Source organism: Nocardioides sp. Z13_37, assembly GCF_058355585.1.
Map to the genome: position 1 here is coordinate 203,971 of NZ_JBZGDV010000003.1, position 15,203 is coordinate 219,173.

At 72.2% G+C, this 15,203-nt stretch carries 12 protein-coding genes; 7 read left to right on the plus strand and 5 right to left on the minus strand.

Annotated elements, in window-relative coordinates; all coding sequences use genetic code 11:
* Positions 1–106: 106 nt before the first annotated feature.
* Positions 107–718 (plus strand): class I SAM-dependent methyltransferase, encoded by a 612-nt coding sequence (locus AC4H2S_RS10615; protein ID WP_491496943.1) that lies wholly within the window; start codon positions 107–109, stop codon positions 716–718.
* A 23-nt stretch (positions 719–741) separates the two neighbouring features.
* On the opposite strand, the gene AC4H2S_RS10620 is transcribed toward AC4H2S_RS10615, so the two are convergent.
* Positions 742–2,022, minus strand: a complete 1,281-nt coding sequence (locus tag AC4H2S_RS10620; protein ID WP_491496944.1) for an acetyl-CoA C-acetyltransferase — start codon at positions 2,020–2,022, stop codon at positions 742–744.
* 113 nt (positions 2,023–2,135) lie between these two features.
* On the opposite strand from AC4H2S_RS10620, the gene AC4H2S_RS10625 reads away from it, so the two are divergent.
* The gene (locus AC4H2S_RS10625; protein ID WP_491496945.1) at positions 2,136–3,470 is read left to right on the plus strand and encodes a 3-oxoacyl-ACP reductase; all 1,335 of its coding nucleotides are present in this window, start codon (positions 2,136–2,138) and stop codon (positions 3,468–3,470) included.
* A complete protein-coding gene (locus AC4H2S_RS10630; protein ID WP_491496946.1) occupies positions 3,470–4,333 on the plus strand; it encodes a MaoC/PaaZ C-terminal domain-containing protein in 864 nt (287 codons plus the stop codon). The genes AC4H2S_RS10625 and AC4H2S_RS10630 overlap by 1 nt, the downstream gene beginning before the upstream one ends.
* Positions 4,334–4,449: 116 nt before the next feature.
* Here AC4H2S_RS10630 and AC4H2S_RS10635 read toward each other — a convergent pair whose 3' ends face one another.
* Together AC4H2S_RS10635 and AC4H2S_RS10640 are read right to left on the minus strand one after the other, a co-directional pair.
* On the minus strand, positions 4,450–5,316 hold the full coding sequence (locus AC4H2S_RS10635) for an acyl-CoA thioesterase (RefSeq protein ID WP_491496947.1): 867 nt from the start codon (positions 5,314–5,316) through the stop codon (positions 4,450–4,452).
* A complete protein-coding gene (locus tag AC4H2S_RS10640; RefSeq protein ID WP_491496948.1) occupies positions 5,316–6,278 on the minus strand; it encodes a PAC2 family protein in 963 nt (320 codons plus the stop codon). Before AC4H2S_RS10640 ends, AC4H2S_RS10635 begins: the two co-directional genes overlap by 1 nt.
* A 119-nt stretch (positions 6,279–6,397) precedes the next feature.
* On the opposite strand from AC4H2S_RS10640, the gene AC4H2S_RS10645 reads away from it, so the two are divergent.
* From AC4H2S_RS10645 to AC4H2S_RS10660, 4 genes are all read left to right on the plus strand, one after another.
* Positions 6,398–7,627 (plus strand): thiolase family protein, encoded by a 1,230-nt coding sequence (locus AC4H2S_RS10645; protein WP_186342097.1) that lies wholly within the window; start codon positions 6,398–6,400, stop codon positions 7,625–7,627.
* On the plus strand, positions 7,624–9,708 hold the full coding sequence (locus AC4H2S_RS10650) for a 3-hydroxyacyl-CoA dehydrogenase NAD-binding domain-containing protein (RefSeq protein WP_491496949.1): 2,085 nt from the start codon (positions 7,624–7,626) through the stop codon (positions 9,706–9,708). The genes AC4H2S_RS10645 and AC4H2S_RS10650 overlap by 4 nt, the downstream gene beginning before the upstream one ends.
* 255 nt (positions 9,709–9,963) lie before the next feature.
* Positions 9,964–10,503 carry a SigE family RNA polymerase sigma factor gene (locus tag AC4H2S_RS10655; protein ID WP_491496950.1) on the plus strand — a complete coding sequence of 180 codons (540 nt, stop codon included), beginning with the start codon at positions 9,964–9,966 and terminating at the stop codon, positions 10,501–10,503.
* Entirely contained in the window at positions 10,500–11,645 is a 1,146-nt protein-coding gene (locus AC4H2S_RS10660; RefSeq protein WP_491496951.1) for a hypothetical protein, read from the plus strand. The genes AC4H2S_RS10655 and AC4H2S_RS10660 overlap by 4 nt, the downstream gene beginning before the upstream one ends.
* A 12-nt stretch (positions 11,646–11,657) precedes the next feature.
* Here AC4H2S_RS10660 and AC4H2S_RS10665 read toward each other — a convergent pair whose 3' ends face one another.
* Together AC4H2S_RS10665 and dxs are read right to left on the minus strand one after the other, a co-directional pair.
* Positions 11,658–13,145: an amino acid permease gene (locus AC4H2S_RS10665; protein WP_491496952.1), complete on the minus strand. Its 1,488-nt coding sequence runs from the start codon at positions 13,143–13,145 to the stop codon at positions 11,658–11,660.
* A 139-nt stretch (positions 13,146–13,284) separates the two neighbouring features.
* Positions 13,285–15,189 (minus strand): 1-deoxy-D-xylulose-5-phosphate synthase, encoded by a 1,905-nt coding sequence (gene dxs, locus AC4H2S_RS10670; protein ID WP_491496953.1) that lies wholly within the window; start codon positions 15,187–15,189, stop codon positions 13,285–13,287.
* Positions 15,190–15,203: the final 14 nt, after the last annotated feature.

The following is a 15,203-nucleotide window of genomic DNA, read 5'->3' on the forward strand; positions in this document are numbered from 1 at the left end:
GATGTCGATCGGGAGCGACCCTAGCAGCCGAGGCGGTCCCGAGCGGGAAGAGGAGTACGCTCCCAGGGCAGCGGTACTCTCCGCTCACGCAGGTCAGGAACTTCATATGGGCATCGGCTACGCCACCGCATATCGCGCCGGGATCACCCCCTGGGAGAAGGCGAGCCGCGAGGACCAGCCCACCCTCCTGCACCTCCTCGACCACGAGGAGGCACTGCGCCCCGACCGGCTCCGTCGCGCGATCGACCTCGGCTGCGGCCGCGGCGCCAACACCAAGCTCCTCGTCGAGCGCGGCTGGGACGCGATGGGGGTCGACTTCGTCCGCCAGGCCGTCGACGTCGCCGTGCGCCGCAACGGCCTCGACGACGCCCGGTTCGTCATCGGCGACGTGCGCCACCTGGTGCACTCCGGCGTCGGCAACCGGTTCGACCTGTTCCTCGACGTCGGCTGCTTCCAGAGCCTCGACGACGCCGGGCGCACCCTCATGGCCGGCGGTGTCACCGAGCTCGCCGAGCCCGACGCCACCATCCTGATGCGTACGGGCGGCCCGCGGGCGTGGCCCATCCGGGCGCGCAACGCCGTGCGCCACGACATCGAGCGCGCCTACCGCGGCTGGGACGTGACGGCCGTGTCGGGCATCGGCTCGACCGACGCCGCAGCTCCCGCCCGCGCGCCCGGCGGGCGTCGCGGGGAGTGGTTCCGCCTCACCCGCACCTGATCCTGTCCGGGGTCCCGGGAGGCTCAGCGCTCCAGGATGGCGACGACGCCCTGGCCGCCGGCGGCGCAGATCGAGATCAGCGCCCGGCCCGAGCCCTTCTGGGCGAGCAGCTTGGCTGCCACCGGCAGGATCCGGCCCCCGGTGGCGGCGAAGGGGTGGGCCGCGGCGAGCGACGAGCCGTTGACGTTGAGCCGGTGGCGGTCGATGGCGCCGAGCGGGGCGTCGAGGCCGAGGCGCTCGGTGCAGAACACCGGGTCCTCCCAGGCCGCGAGCGTCGCCAGCACCTGCGAGGCGAACGCCTCGTGGATCTCGTAGTAGTCGAAGTCCTGCAGCGTGAGCCCGTTGCGCGCGAGCATCCGCGGCACGGCGTACGCCGGCGCCATCAGCAGGCCCTCGTGGCCGTTGACGTAGTCGACGGCCGCGGTCTCGGCGTCGACGAGGTGCGCGAGCACCGGGAGGCCACGCTCCTGCGCCCACTCGTCGCTGGAGAGCAGCACCGCGGAGGCACCGTCGGACAGCGGGGTGCTGTTGCCCGCGGTCATCGTGGCCGCCGCGCCCTTGCCGAAGACCGGCTTGAGGGCCGCGAGCTTCTCCACCGACGTGTCGGGGCGCAGGTTGTTGTCGCGCTCCACCCCACGGAACGGCGTCACGAGGTCGTCGTGGAAGCCCTCGTCGTACGAGCGGGCGAGGTTGTGGTGCGAACGCGCGGCGAGCTCGTCCTGTGCCTCGCGGGTGATGCGCCACTCCAGCGCGGTCAGCGCCGCGTGCTCGCCCATGGAGAGCCCGGTGCGGGGCTCGCCGTTCTGCGGGATGTCGAGGCCGATGTCACCGGGACGGATCGAGGCGAGGGCCTTGAGCCGGCCGGGGGTGTCCTTGGCGGCGCTGACCCGCATCAGCTTGCGACGGAGCTTGTCGCTGATCGCGACCGGGGCGTCGGAGGTGGTGTCGGTGCCGCCCGCGACGCCGGCGTCGACGACGCCGAGGGCGATCTTGTTGGCGACCTGGATCGCCGCCTGCAGACCGGTGCCGCAGGCCTGCTGGATGTCGATGGCCGGGGTCTCGGGCGCGAGGCGCGAGCCGAGCACGCACTCGCGGGTGAGGTTGAAGTCGCGCGAGTGCTTCAGCACGGCTCCGGCGACGACCTCGCCGAGCCGCTCGCCCCGCAGGTCGAACCGGTCGACCAGGCCGTCGATCGCCGCGGTGAGCATCTCCTGGTTGGAGACCCCGGCGTAGACGGTGTTGGAGCGCGCGAACGGGATGCGGTTGCCGCCGACGACGGCGACGGGGCGGGTGGTGGGCTGCATGTTCCTATCCTTGCCGCAGAGCCGGCCGCCGCCAACGGCGTGAGGGCCACGTCACCACCCGTGTCCCAGCCGCACCCGTCCCGTCCCCCACCCGGAAGAGGGAAGCACCGACCATGAGCGACCGCTACCAGGGCTTCGTGTCCTCCCCGATCGGCAAGCAGCTCGTCAAGGTCCTCGGCCTGCCCGAGCCGACCCGGCTCGACCGCTGGTCCGAGGGCGCGCCCCTGGTCGACGGGATCGTCGTGCTCGGCGGCGCCGGCCGGCTCGCCGAGGCCCTCCCCACCATGCTCGACGGGCTCGGCATCGCGTCGGCCACGACCCTCGAGGAGGGCGTACGCGCCAAGGCGCTCGTCTTCGACGCCACCGGCATCACCGACACCACCGGCCTGGTCGCGCTGCAGCAGTTCTTCACCCCGCTCATGCGGCGCCTGGAGTCGTGCCCGCGGGTCGTGGTCCTCGGCACGCCGCCCGAGCAGCGCACCGGCTCCGAGCGCATCGCCCAGCGCGCACTCGAGGGGTTCACCCGCTCGCTCGGCAAGGAGATCGGCCGCGGCGGCACCGTCCAGCTCGTCTACGTCGCCCCGGCCGTCGACGGCGCGATCGCCTCGACCCTGGCGTTCCTCCTCTCCCCCAAGTCGGCCTACGTCTCCGGCCAGGTGGTGCGCATCGGCAGCCACGGCGCCGCGACCACGGTGCCGGCCACCGACCCGCACCGCCCCCTGGCCGGCAAGGTCGCGCTCGTGACCGGGGCCAGCCGCGGCATCGGTGAGGAGATCGCCCGCGTGCTGCACCGCGACGGCGCGCGGGTCGTCGGGGTCGACGTGCCGCAGGCGGCCAGCGAGCTGCAGACCCTCATGGCCGAGCTCGACGGCGACCACCTCGTGCTCGACATCACCGTCAAGGACGCCCCGCAGCGCATCGCCCACCACCTGCGCGAGCACCACGGCGGCGTCGACGTGGTGGTGCACAACGCGGGCATCACCCGCGACCGGAGGCTCGCCAACATGGACGCCGACCGCTGGAGCAGCGTCATCGCCGTCAACCTCACCGCGCCCGAGCGGATCACCCGCGAGCTGCTCGACTCGGGGGTCCTGCACGCCGGCGGCCGGATCGTCGGCGTCGCCTCGACCTCGGGCATCGCCGGCAACGTCGGCCAGACCAACTACGCCACGTCGAAGGCCGGCGTCATCGGCCTCGTCGACAGCCTGCGCGACGAGCTCGACGACGGCACCACCGTCAACGCCGTCGCTCCCGGCTTCATCGTCACCCGGATGACCGAGGCCGTGCCGTTCCTGACCCGGGAGGTCGGCCAGCGCCTCAACGCCATGTCGCAGGGCGGCCTGCCGATCGACGTCGCCGAGACGGTCGCGTGGCTCGCGAGTCCCGGGTCGGCGGCCGTCAACGGCAACGTCGTGCGGGTGTGCGGCCAGATGATGCTGGGGGCCTGATGTCCGGCGAGCCCGCCCGCCTGACCGCGCTGGTGCGGGCCGCGCTCCCGGCGGTGCCGCTCGTCAACCGGCTGCCCGGCATCCGCAAGGGCGACGTCGGCGACTTCAGCGGCCTGGCACGCTGCCGCGGTGGCGTGGTCGTCGAGCGGACCCGCGTCGACGCGTACGCCGACGTGTGCGGCTTCCCCCGCCGCGACGTCGTACCCCTCACGTATCCGCACGTGCTGGCGTTCCCGCTGCACATGGCGATCATGGCCGACCCCGCGTTCCCCTACGCCGCGATCGGTCTGGTCCACGTCGAGAACGCCATCACCGCCCACCGCGAGGTCGCGGTGGGCGAGCGGCTCGACGTCACCACCGCGGCGGGCGAGCCGCGGCCGCACGCGAGGGGCGTGCTGCTGGACTTCACCACCACGGTCTCCGGCGACGACGGCACGGCGTGGGAGTCCACCTCCACCTACCTGCGCCGCGGGCGGTCCGTCGACGGCGAGCCCGCCGCCGGGCTGCACGTCCCGGACCCGCCCGGCGGGGGCATGGCGTGGCGCCTTCCTGCCGGCCTCGGCCGCACGTACGCCGCGGTGTCGGGCGACGCCAACCCGATCCACCTCCATCCGCTGACGGCGCGGGCGCTGGGCTTCCCGCGCCAGATCGCCCACGGGATGTGGACGCTAGCCCGCTCGGTGGCCGCGATCGAGAACCGGCTGCCGGCCGCCGTGACGCTCGAGGCGGCGTTCAAGAAGCCGGTGCTCCTGCCGGGCACCGTCGCCTACGCGGCGCGGCGCCACGACGACGGGTGGACGTTCGCGATGACCAACCCCACCGACGGCTCCCCGCACCTCCTCGGGCGCACCTCCCCGGCCTGACGGTTCATCAAGGTATGCAGACCAACCCGCACTTCCCGGCGTGAACTGATCGAGGGAAGTGCCGGTTCACCGACATACCTTGATGAACCAACGACGGCGCGGCGGCCGCGGGCGGGCTACGGGCGGTCGTCGCGCATCCGGATCAGGCCCTCCTGGGCGACCGTGGCGACCAGCTCGCCCGTACGCGAGAACACCCGCGCCAGCGCGAGCCCGCGCGCGCCGCCGGCGAAGGGCGAGAACTGGTCGTAGAGCCACCAGTCGTCGGCGCGGAAGGGGCGGTGGAACCAGATCGTGTGGTCGAGCGAGGCGGGCTGGAGGCGGGGCGAGCCGATGTGGACGCCGTGCGGGACCAGGGTCGCGCCGAGGAGCGTGAGGTCACTGGCGTAGGTGAACGCCGCCTGCTGCGTCGTGGCGTCGTCGCCGAGGTCGCCGTCGACCCGGATCCAGAGCCGGGCGCGCGCCGGCTGGTCAGGATCGTCGGGAATCCCGCGCCCCGTCATGCCGACGTGGCGGATGTCGAGCGCCGCCCACTCCCGCTCCCACTGCCCGATGGACCCGGGTGACAGGCCGCGCGCGAGCTCCGCCAGCGGCATCCCCTGCTCGGGGGCCGGCACCTCGGGCATCCGGTCCTGGTGCTCGAGGCCGGGCTCGAGCACCTGGAAGTCGGCCGTCATGTAGTAGATCGCCCGCCCGTGCTGGCGCGCCGAGACGCGCCGGGTGACGAACGAGCGGCCGTCGCGGATGCGCTCGACGTCGTAGACGATCGGGACCGTGGTGTCGCCGGGGTGCAGGAAGTAGGAGTGCATCGAGTGCATCACGAAGGCGCTGTCCACGCTGCGGGTGGCTGCGACGACGGCCTGGGCCGCGACCTGACCGCCGAAGACCCGCTGCCGCTCGGTGTCGGCCTGGGCGCCCCGGTAGAGGTCCACCTCGAGCTGCTCGAGGTCGAGGAGCGCCGTGAGCTCCCGGGCACTGCCGGCCATCAGCGGCCGTCCCAGCCGGGATCGTCGTCGCGGGAGCCCGAGTCGTCCTTGGGGTCGACCTCGAGGTCGGCCAGGAACGCCTCGAACGCGCTGCCGATCTCCTCGCCGGTGGGCAGCGGCCCGTCGCCGGCCAGCAGGGACGACCCGCTCGCCTCGGCCTCGCGGAAGGAGTCGTACTGCTGCTCGAGGCCACGCACCACGTCGCCGACCTCGTCGTGGCTGGCGAGGTAGCGGTCGACCTCGGTCATGGTGATCTCGGCGGCCTCGCGGAGATCGGTGAGGTCGATGGTGAGGTGGCCGCCGATCTCGAGGTGCTCGAGCAGCACGAGCGCCGCCTGGGGGTACTCCATCTGGGCGAGGTAGTGCGGGATGTGCGCGACGAAGCCGAGCGCGTCGACGCCCCACTCCCCCAGCCGGATCTCCAGCAGCGCCTGCGCGCTGGCCGGGACCCGCAGCTCGCTCTGCCACGGGCTCTCGCCCGGCACGAGGTCGGGGCGGTTGGCGTGGGGCGTGATGGCGATCGGGCGGGTGTGCGGCACCGCCATCGGCACGGCGCCCATGCTGACCACCCGCGAGACGCCGAACCGCTCGACGACCTCCCGCACGGCGCGCGCGAAGCCCTCCCAGCGGATGTCGGGCTCCGGGCCGGCGAGCAGCAGGAACGGCGTACCGCCGGTGTCGCGCATCGCGCGCACCACCAGCCGGGGCGCCTCGTAGTCGGTGTAGTGGTCGCGGATGAACGTCACCGGTGGGCGACGGGCGCGGTAGTCGTGCAGCGAGTCGACGTCGAAGGTCGCCACGACCTTGCCCTCCGTCAGCCCCGCGAGGTGGCGCGCGGCGAGCTCGGCGGACTTGCCGGCGTCGAGGAATCCGGTGAGGACGACGACGAGCGTGAGGTCGCCGGCGTCGGCCGGCATCGACAGCTCGGCGTCGTCGACGATGTGCACGAGTCGTTCGGCCATGACAGGAGCCTAGTGAGTCCGACCTCGTGACCCGACACACACCCGCCGATGATGGGCAGGCGTTGTTACCCAAGGGTAACGTGATCTCACCCTGTCCACTGAGAGCCTGGGAGTAGCCAGTGTCCCGACCACAGCGTGAGGTCGTCTTCGTCGACGGCGTACGCACCCCGTTCGGCAAGGCCAAGGGCCAGTACGCCGAGACGCGGGCCGACGACCTCGTCATCAAGTGCATCCGCGAGCTGATGCGCCGCAACCCGTCGTTGCCGCCCGAGCGCGTCGACGAGGTGGCCGTCGCCGCCACCACCCAGATCGGCGACCAGGGCCTGACGATCGGGCGCACCGCCGCCCTCCTCGCCGGACTGCCGCAGAGCGTGCCCGGCTACTCCATCGACCGCATGTGCGCTGGCGCGATGACGGCCGTGACCAACACGGCGTCCGGCATCGCGTTCGGTGCCTACGACGTCGCGATCGCCGGCGGCGTGGAGCACATGGGCCGCCACCCCATGGGCGAGGGCGTCGACCCCAACCCCCGCATCCTCTCCGAGCGGATCGTCGACCCGGACGCGCTCGTGATGGGCAAGACGGCCGAGAACCTCCACGACCGCTACCCCACGATCACCAAGCAGCGCGTCGACGAGTACGCCGTGCGCAGCCAGCAGAAGACCAAGGCCGCCTACGACGCCGGCAAGATCCAGCCCGACCTGGTGCCGGTCGCGACCCGCTCCGCCGAGGCGGGCTGGGGCCTGGCCACGCTCGACGAGCCGATGCGGCCCGAGACCACCATGGAGTCGCTGGCCGGGCTCAAGACCCCGTTCCGCTCCCACGGCAACGTGACCGCGGGCAACGCCGCCGGCATCAACGACGGCGCCACCGCCGCGCTGCTCGCCGACGAGGAGACCGCGCGCGAGCTCGGGCTCCCGGTGAAGATGCGCCTGGTCACCTACGCCTTCGTCGGCGTCGAGCCCGAGGTGATGGGCGCCGGCCCGATCCCGGCGACCGAGAAGGCGCTCAGGCTCGCCGGCCTCACCATCGACGACATCGACGCGTTCGAGGTCAACGAGGCGTTCGCCGTGCAGGTGCTCGCGTTCCTCGAGCACTACGGCATCGCCGACGACGACCCGCGCGTGAACCCCTACGGCGGTGCGATCGCGATGGGCCACCCGCTGGCCTCCTCCGGCGTACGCCTGATGAACCAGCTGGCGCGCCAGTTCGAGGAGCGCCCCGAGGTCCGCTACGGCCTGACGACCATGTGCATCGGCATCGGCATGGGCGGCACCGTGATCTGGGAGAACCCGCACTGGACCGGCGCCGGCTCCAGCAGCTCCGACTCGACGGGAGAGACCAAGTGAGCACGCACGAGACCAGCATCTACGAGCGCGCGCAGGCGATCGTCTCCGACGCCGAGCGCGTGACCCGCGCCCACCTGCGCACGGTGGCGCTGCCGGGCGTGACGTTCGGGCTGATCACCCTCGACAACGGCGAGGACCACACCAAGCCCAACACGTTCGGCCCGGCCTCGCTGCTCGCCCTCAACGACGCGATCGACGCGGCACTCGCCGACGAGACGATCGACGCGATCGCAGTGACGGGCAAGCCGTTCATCCTGGCGGCCGGCGCCGACCTCACCGCCATCCAGGGCGGCGGCCCCGACGCCGTGCGCACCGTCGGCGAGCTCGGCCACGCGGTGTTCCGCAAGCTCCAGGACGGCGGCAAGCCGTCGTTCGGCCTCGTCAACGGCCTCGCCCTCGGCGGCGGCCTCGAGGTGGCGCTGCACTGCACCTACCGCACCGTCATGGACTCCGCGCCGGCCCTCGGCCTGCCCGAGGTCATGCTCGGCCTGGTCCCCGGCTGGGGCGGCGCCTGGCTGGTGCCCAACCTGGTCGGTGCCGACAAGGCAGTGACGCTGATCATCGAGAACCCGCTCAACCAGGGCAGGACGCTGGGCGGGAAGGCGGCCTACGACTTCGGGCTGGCCGACGCGGTCTTCGGCGGTGCCGACTTCCTGGAGCAGTCGCTGCTCTGGGCCGCGTCCGTCGTACGCGGCGAGACCGTCGTCGATCGCCCCGAGGTCGACCGGGGCGAGGCCTGGGACGCCGCGATCGAGCGCGCCCGGGGCATCGTCGCGGCCAAGACCGGCGGCGCGTCCCCTGCCGCCGCGAAGGCCGTCGAGCTCATCGCCGCGGCGCGCGACAGCGACCGCGACACCGGCTTCGCGGCCGAGGACGACGCCCTCGAGGCGCTGTCGAAGACCGCCGAGCTGCTCGCCTCGCTCTACTCGTTCGACCTCGTGCAGAAGCGCGCCAAGCGTCCCGCCGGGGCGCCCGACCGGTCGCTCGCCCGCCCGGTGACGAAGGTGGGCATCGTCGGCGCCGGCCTGATGGCCAGCCAGCTCGCGCTGCTGTTCGTCCGTCGTCTCCAGGTGCCGGTCGTGCTGACCGACCTCGACCAGGAGCGCGCCGACAAGGGCGTGGCCTACGTCCACGCCGAGATCGACAAGCTGCTCGCCAAGGGCCGGATCAACCAGGACAAGGCCAACCGGCACAAGGCGCTGGTCACGGGAGAGACCGACAAGCAGGTCGCCTTCGGTGACGCCGACTTCGTGATCGAGGCGGTCTTCGAGGAGATGTCGGTCAAGAAGACCGTCTTCGCCGACGTCGAGCAGGTCGTCTCGCCCGAGTGCGTGCTGGCGACCAACACCTCCTCGCTGTCGATCACCGAGATGGCGGCCGACCTCCAGCACCCCGAGCGGGTCGTGGGCTTCCACTTCTTCAACCCGGTCGCGGTCATGCCGCTGCTGGAGATCGTGAAGGGCGACGCGACCGACGACGCCACGCTGGCCACCGCGTTCGCGACCGGCAAGGCGCTGAAGAAGACCTCGATCCTGGTCAAGGACAGCCCGTCGTTCATCGTCAACCGCCTCCTCGGCCGCTTCCTGGGCGAGGTCGCCAAGGCGGTGGACGCCGGCACCCCGATCGAGACCGCGGACGCCGCGTTCGCCGGCATCGCCCCCATGCCGCCGTTCATGCTGCTCGGCCTCGTCGGCCCGGCGATCGCGCTCCACAACAACGAGACGCTGGTCAAGGCGTTCCCGGACCGCTTCTACGTCTCGCCGCTCCTCGAGCGGGTCGTGGCGGAGAAGAAGACCTCGTTCTACCTGCCCGACCTCTCCATCGACCCGCAGATCAAGGCGCTGCAGGAGCAGCCGGAGTCCCCGGTCGAGCTGACCAAGGAGGAGCTGCGCGTGGCGGCCCTCTCCGGGCTCGCCGAGGAGGCGCGCCTGATGCTCGACGAGGGTGTCGTCGCCGCCCCGCAGGACATCGACCTGGCGATGATCACCGGCGCCGGGTTCTCGTTCTGGAACGGCGGGCTCACCTTCATGCTCGACGTCCAGGGCATCTCGGAGAAGGTGACCGGCAAGCGGTTCCACTGAGCCCGCGACCGGGCCGAGTCGGCCCGTCCTGACGCTCACACCACGTCGAGTCGGCGCATCCTGACCGCAGGATGCGCCGACTCGGCGGCATTTCCGAGCCATGATGCGCCGACTCGGCGGCATTTCCGACCCATGATGCGCCCACTCGGCACTCCGGCGTGGTGTCTCCGGGAGACTGCTCGCCCCGGCACCGAACCGGACCGAGCCCCCGTCGCGTCAGGAGGGGCATGAGACCACCCACCTGCAGGAGCACCGATGGAGCGGCGTGACCCCGACGCCTTCACCGACTTCGTCGCCGCGTCGTCGGCCGCCCTGCATCGCACGGCGTACCTGTTGGTCGGCGAGCGCGGCCTGGCCCAGGACCTCCTCCAGGAGGCGCTGACCAAGACGTACGTCGCCTGGCCGCGGCTGCGAGACCCCGCCAAGGCGGAGGCCTACACGCGCAAGGCGATCACCACGACGGCGATCGGCTGGTACCGACGCAAGGGATGGACCGCGGAGCGCCCGGGCGCGGAGCCGCCGGACCCGGGTCGTCCGGGTCACGAGGCCGAGGTCGCCGAGCGGGACTGGCTCTGGCAGGCGCTGCTCGCCCTGCCGCCTCGGCAGCGGGCCGCGCTGGTCTGCCGGTTCTACGACGACCTGAGCGAGGCCCAGACCGCCGAGGTGATGGGCTGCGCGCCCGGCACCGTCAAGAGCCAGGTCTCCGCCGGGCTCGCCAAGCTGCGCACGGCCATGGCCGACCGCGGCCGGGACACCACCTTCCTGGAGGACGAGCTGATGGGGGCGACGCGATGACCACCGACCTGCGTGAGCTGATGACCGAGCGTGCCGACCGCCTCGACCCTCCGGTCGTCGACGTGTCCGCCATCATGACCGCGGCCCACGGGAGGGTGCGCCGCCGCCGGTACGCCGGGGCGGTGGTGGCCGCAGCCGCCGCCCTCGCGGCCGTCGTCGCTCTCCCCGGCGTGCTCGCCGGCGCCGGAGGCGACGACGACGGCCTGGTCGCCGCCGCGCCCGCGGACCAGGAGGACCCCGTCGCGTGGGTGCGCGGCACCGTCCTGCACATGTCTCCCGACGGGCCCACCGTCGACCTGGGCGCCCGGGGCACCGCACCGGTGTCGCTGGTGCAGGGGACGTCCGGCTTCGTCTTCTCCGAGGCCGACGGCAGCGTCCACGCCGTGCTGGACGGCGAGGTGCTCGAGGTGGGCGTGCTGGCGGCCCCCGAGGCCGCCCGGTTCGAGTCCGACGGCGACGTCGTGGCCTGGGTGGACGCCGACGAGGGCGACCCGGCGTACGCCGTCATCGACCTGGCCCAGGGCTCGGGCGTCACCCGGCTCCCGGTGACCGACGGGACCGCCACCCCGCTCGAGCGAGAGGCCGACATGACCGCCGCCGTGGCCGCGGTCGACGGCCGGACCGTCTACCTGCGGACCGCCGACGGCGTCACGGCGTGGGAGCCGTTCAGCGGCGACACCAGCCTCGAGCCGCTCACGGGAGCGCCCGGCACGCGCGTAGTGGTGGAGGACGTCAAGAACGGGGTGTTCCACTACCACCGGGCGGGCGGAACGCCCGCCGACAAGGAGGAGGCCTACGTCGTCGGGCCGGACCTCGCCACCGGGGTCGAGGTGGAGAGCTGGGACGGGATCCTGTCCCCCGACGGCCGCCACCTCATCTCCGAGACCGCCGACGTGAACATCGTCTCCGACACGATGACCGGCGAGCGACTGCCGTTCGACATCGGGGACTACGCGTTCCTCGCCGGCTATCGCTGGCTCGACGACGACACCTACGCGGCCCTGGCGATGAAGGGCCTCCGGGACGAGAGCGTCGACCTCATGCGGTGCGAGGTGGCGACCGGCCGCTGCCAGCCCGTCGTCACCGGTGAGGACCTGGTCGGCGACACCGCCCTCGTGCTCCCCCGCGGCGAGAGCTGGTGAGCCGGGCCCGCGTCAGGTGACGTCCTCGGGGACGCGGGCGGCCAGGCGGGAGTGCGAGCGGCCGTAGGCGAAGTAGACGACCAGGCCGATCGCCATCCACACCACGAACCGGACCCACGTGTCGCCCTTCAGGTTGAGCATCAGGTAACCGCACATCAGCACCGAGACGGACGCGACCAGCGGGGCGGCGGGCGTACGGAAGCCGCGTGGGAGGTCGGGACGCTGGCGACGCAGCACCACGACGCCGGCGCTGACGAGCACGAACGCGAACAGGGTGCCGATGTTGACCATCTCCACCAGCGTGGCCAGGTCGACGAAGCCACCGAGGCAGGCCACGGCGACGCCGGTGATGGCGGTGAAGATGTAGGGCGTCCCGAACCGCGGGTGGACCCTCGCCAGGCGGCGGGGAAGGAGACCGTCGCGCGCCATGGCGAACCCCACGCGGGTCTGGCCGAGCATCAGGATCATCACGACCACGATCAGGCCGATGCAGGCGCCGATCGCGATGAGCCGTCCCATCCACTCCATGCCGACCGCGTCGAACGCCGTCGCCAGCGGGGCGGCGTCGTTCTCGTCGATGTCGCGGTAGTTCTGCATGCCGGTGACGACGAGGCTGACCGCCATGTAGAGGACGGTGACGATCGCCAGCGACCCGAGGATGCCGCGCGGGACGTCGCGCTGGGGGTTGCGCGTCTCCTCGGCGGTCGTCGCGACGATGTCGAAGCCGATGAACGCGAAGAACACCGTGGCCGCGGCGGCGATCACGCCTGCGACGCCGTAGACCGCCGGGTCGCTCCCCAGGAGGGTGCTGATGAGGGAGGAGTCCATGAAGCCGGCGTCGCCCGGAGGCGCCGGCTCGGACGGCGGGATGAACGGCGAGTAGTTGGCGGTGTCGATGTGGCTGATGCCGAAGACGATGACGGCCGCGACGACCAGCAGCTTGATGGCGACGACGACCTGGTTGAGCACGCTGGAGAACTTGATGCCGGCGATCAGCACGCCCGTCACCAGCAGCGAGATGATGATCGCCGGGAGGTCCATGGTGCCGTCGGCGGCCGAGCCCAGCGCGGTCGGCACCTCCAGGAACGTGCCGTCGAAGACCTCCTGGAAGTAGCCCGAGAAGCTGGTCGCGAGCGCCGCCGACCCGATGGTGAACTCCAGGACCAGGTCCCAGCCGATGATCCAGGCGATCAGCTCGCCGAAGGTGGCGTAGGAGAACGTGTACGCGCTGCCCGCGACGGGCACCGTCGAGGCGAACTCGGCGTAGCAGAGCGCGGCGAGCGCGCAGGCCAGGCCCGCGATCGCGAAGGCCAGGGTGATCGCGGGTCCGGCGTTGGTCTTGGCGACCGTGCCGGTGATCACGAAGATGCCGGCCCCGATGATGACCCCGACCCCGAACACCATCAGGTCGAGGACGCCGAGGTTCTTCTTCAACCGGTGCTCGGGCTCGTCGGTCTCGGCGATCGACTGCTCGACTGACTTCGTCCGGAAGAGACTCATCCAAGCAACCTAGGACCGCCCGGTTCCCTCCGTCGAGCCCTCCCCTGGGTGCCTGGCTGGCGCGCTCCTCTGCGTCATACGAGCTGCCACCCATACGTGCGGGTTCGTATGAAGCACCGGGCGGCAGCCCGGGCACGGCTCAGGCGGTGTGGTCGACCTCGACGACGGTGAGCCCCCGGTCGAGGGCGGTGACGTCCTCCACGATCGAGCGGGCGAGGGTCTGGGCGTCGAGCCCGATGCGGGAGAGGATCGCGTCGCGCTTGGCGTGGTCGAGGAACTCCTGCGGGATGCCGTGGAGGCGGAACGGCGTACGCACGCCCGCGTCGTTGAGCGCCTGGAGGAGCGCGGTGCCGCACCCGCCGACGCGACCGTTGTCCTCCACGCTCACCACGAGGCGGTGCTCGCCGGCGAGGTCGATCAGGGCGGGGTCGACCGGCTTCACCCAGCGGGGGTCGACGACCGTGACGCCGATCCCCTGGGCGGTCAGTCGCGAGGCCACGTCGACCGCGGTCGTGGCCATCGACCCGACGGCCACGATCAGCACGTCGCGCTCACCCGAGCGGACGAGCACGTCGGCGCCGCCGGCACGCCCGATGGCCGGGATGTCCTCCGGCGGCGGCCCCTTGGGGAAGCGCACCACGGTCGGGGCGTCGTCGACCTGGACGGCCTCGTCGAGCAGCTCGTTGAGCCGCGTGACGTCGCGCGGGGCCGCGAGGCGCAGGCCCGGGACGACCTGGAGGATCGACATGTCCCACATGCCGTTGTGACTGGCGCCGTCGTCGCCGGTGACGCCCGAGCGGTCGAGCACGAACGTGACGCCGCACCGGTGCAGCGCGACGTCCATCAGCACCTGGTCGAAGGCGCGGTTGAGGAAGGTCGCGTAGACGGCGAAGACGGGGTGCAGGCCGCCCATCGCCAGGCCGGCGGCCGACGTGACGGCGTGCTGCTCGGCGATGCCGACGTCGAACGTGCGCTCGGGGTACTTCTCGGCGAACACGTCGAGGCCGACGGGGTGCACCATCGCCGCGGTGATCGCCACCACGTCGTCGCGGCGGGCGCCGAGGTCGACGATGGCCTCGGAGAAGTGGTCGGTCCAGATCTTGCCCTTGGGCTTCTCCGCCCCGGTCTGCACGTCGAACGGGCCGGGTGCGTGGAACTGGTCGGCCTCGTGGCGCAGCGCCGGGTCGTAGCCCTGGCCCTTGTGCGTCAGCGCGTGGACGATCACGGGTCCGTCGAAGCGCTTGGCGCTGGCCAGCGCCTGCTCCATCGCGGCGCGGTCGTGCCCGTCGACCGGCCCCACGTACTTCAGGCCGAGGTCCTCGAAGAGGCCCTGCGGGGCGATGGCGTCCTTCATCCCCTTCTTGACCGCGTGGAGCGCGTCGTAGGCCGCGTGGCCGACGCCGGGCACCGCGTTGAGCCGCTTCTTCACCAGGTCGAGGACCTGCTCGTAGCGGGGGTTGGTGCGCAGCGAGGTCAGCGCCGTGGCGAGCCCGCCGATCGTCGGCGTGTAGGAGCGCTCGTTGTCGTTGACCACGATCACCAGGCGGCTCTTCTTCGCGATGGCGATGTTGTTGAGGGCCTCCCACGCCATGCCGCCGGTCAGGGCGCCGTCACCGATCACGGCGACGACGTGGCGCTCGTCACCGCGGATCGCGTACGCCTTGGCGAGTCCGTCGGCGTAGGACAGCGCGGTGGAGGCGTGCGAGTTCTCCACGATGTCGTGCTCGGACTCGGCCTGGCTGGGGTAGCCGCTGAGGCCACCTTCCTTGCGCAGGGTGTCGAAGTCGGCGTGGCGCCCGGTGACGAGCTTGTGGACGTAGGACTGGTGCCCGGTGTCGAAGACGACGCGGTCGTGGGGCGAGTCGAACACGCGGTGGATCGCGAGGGTCAGCTCGACGACGCCGAGGTTGGGGCCCAGGTGACCCGAGTTGGTCGCGACCGTGCGGATCATCACGTCGCGGATCTCGGCCGCGAGCTCGTCGAGCTGCTCCGCGGTGAGGCCGCGGAGGTCGCGCGGGGAGGCGATCGAGTCGAGGAGAGCCATGGGGCAGGAGTCTA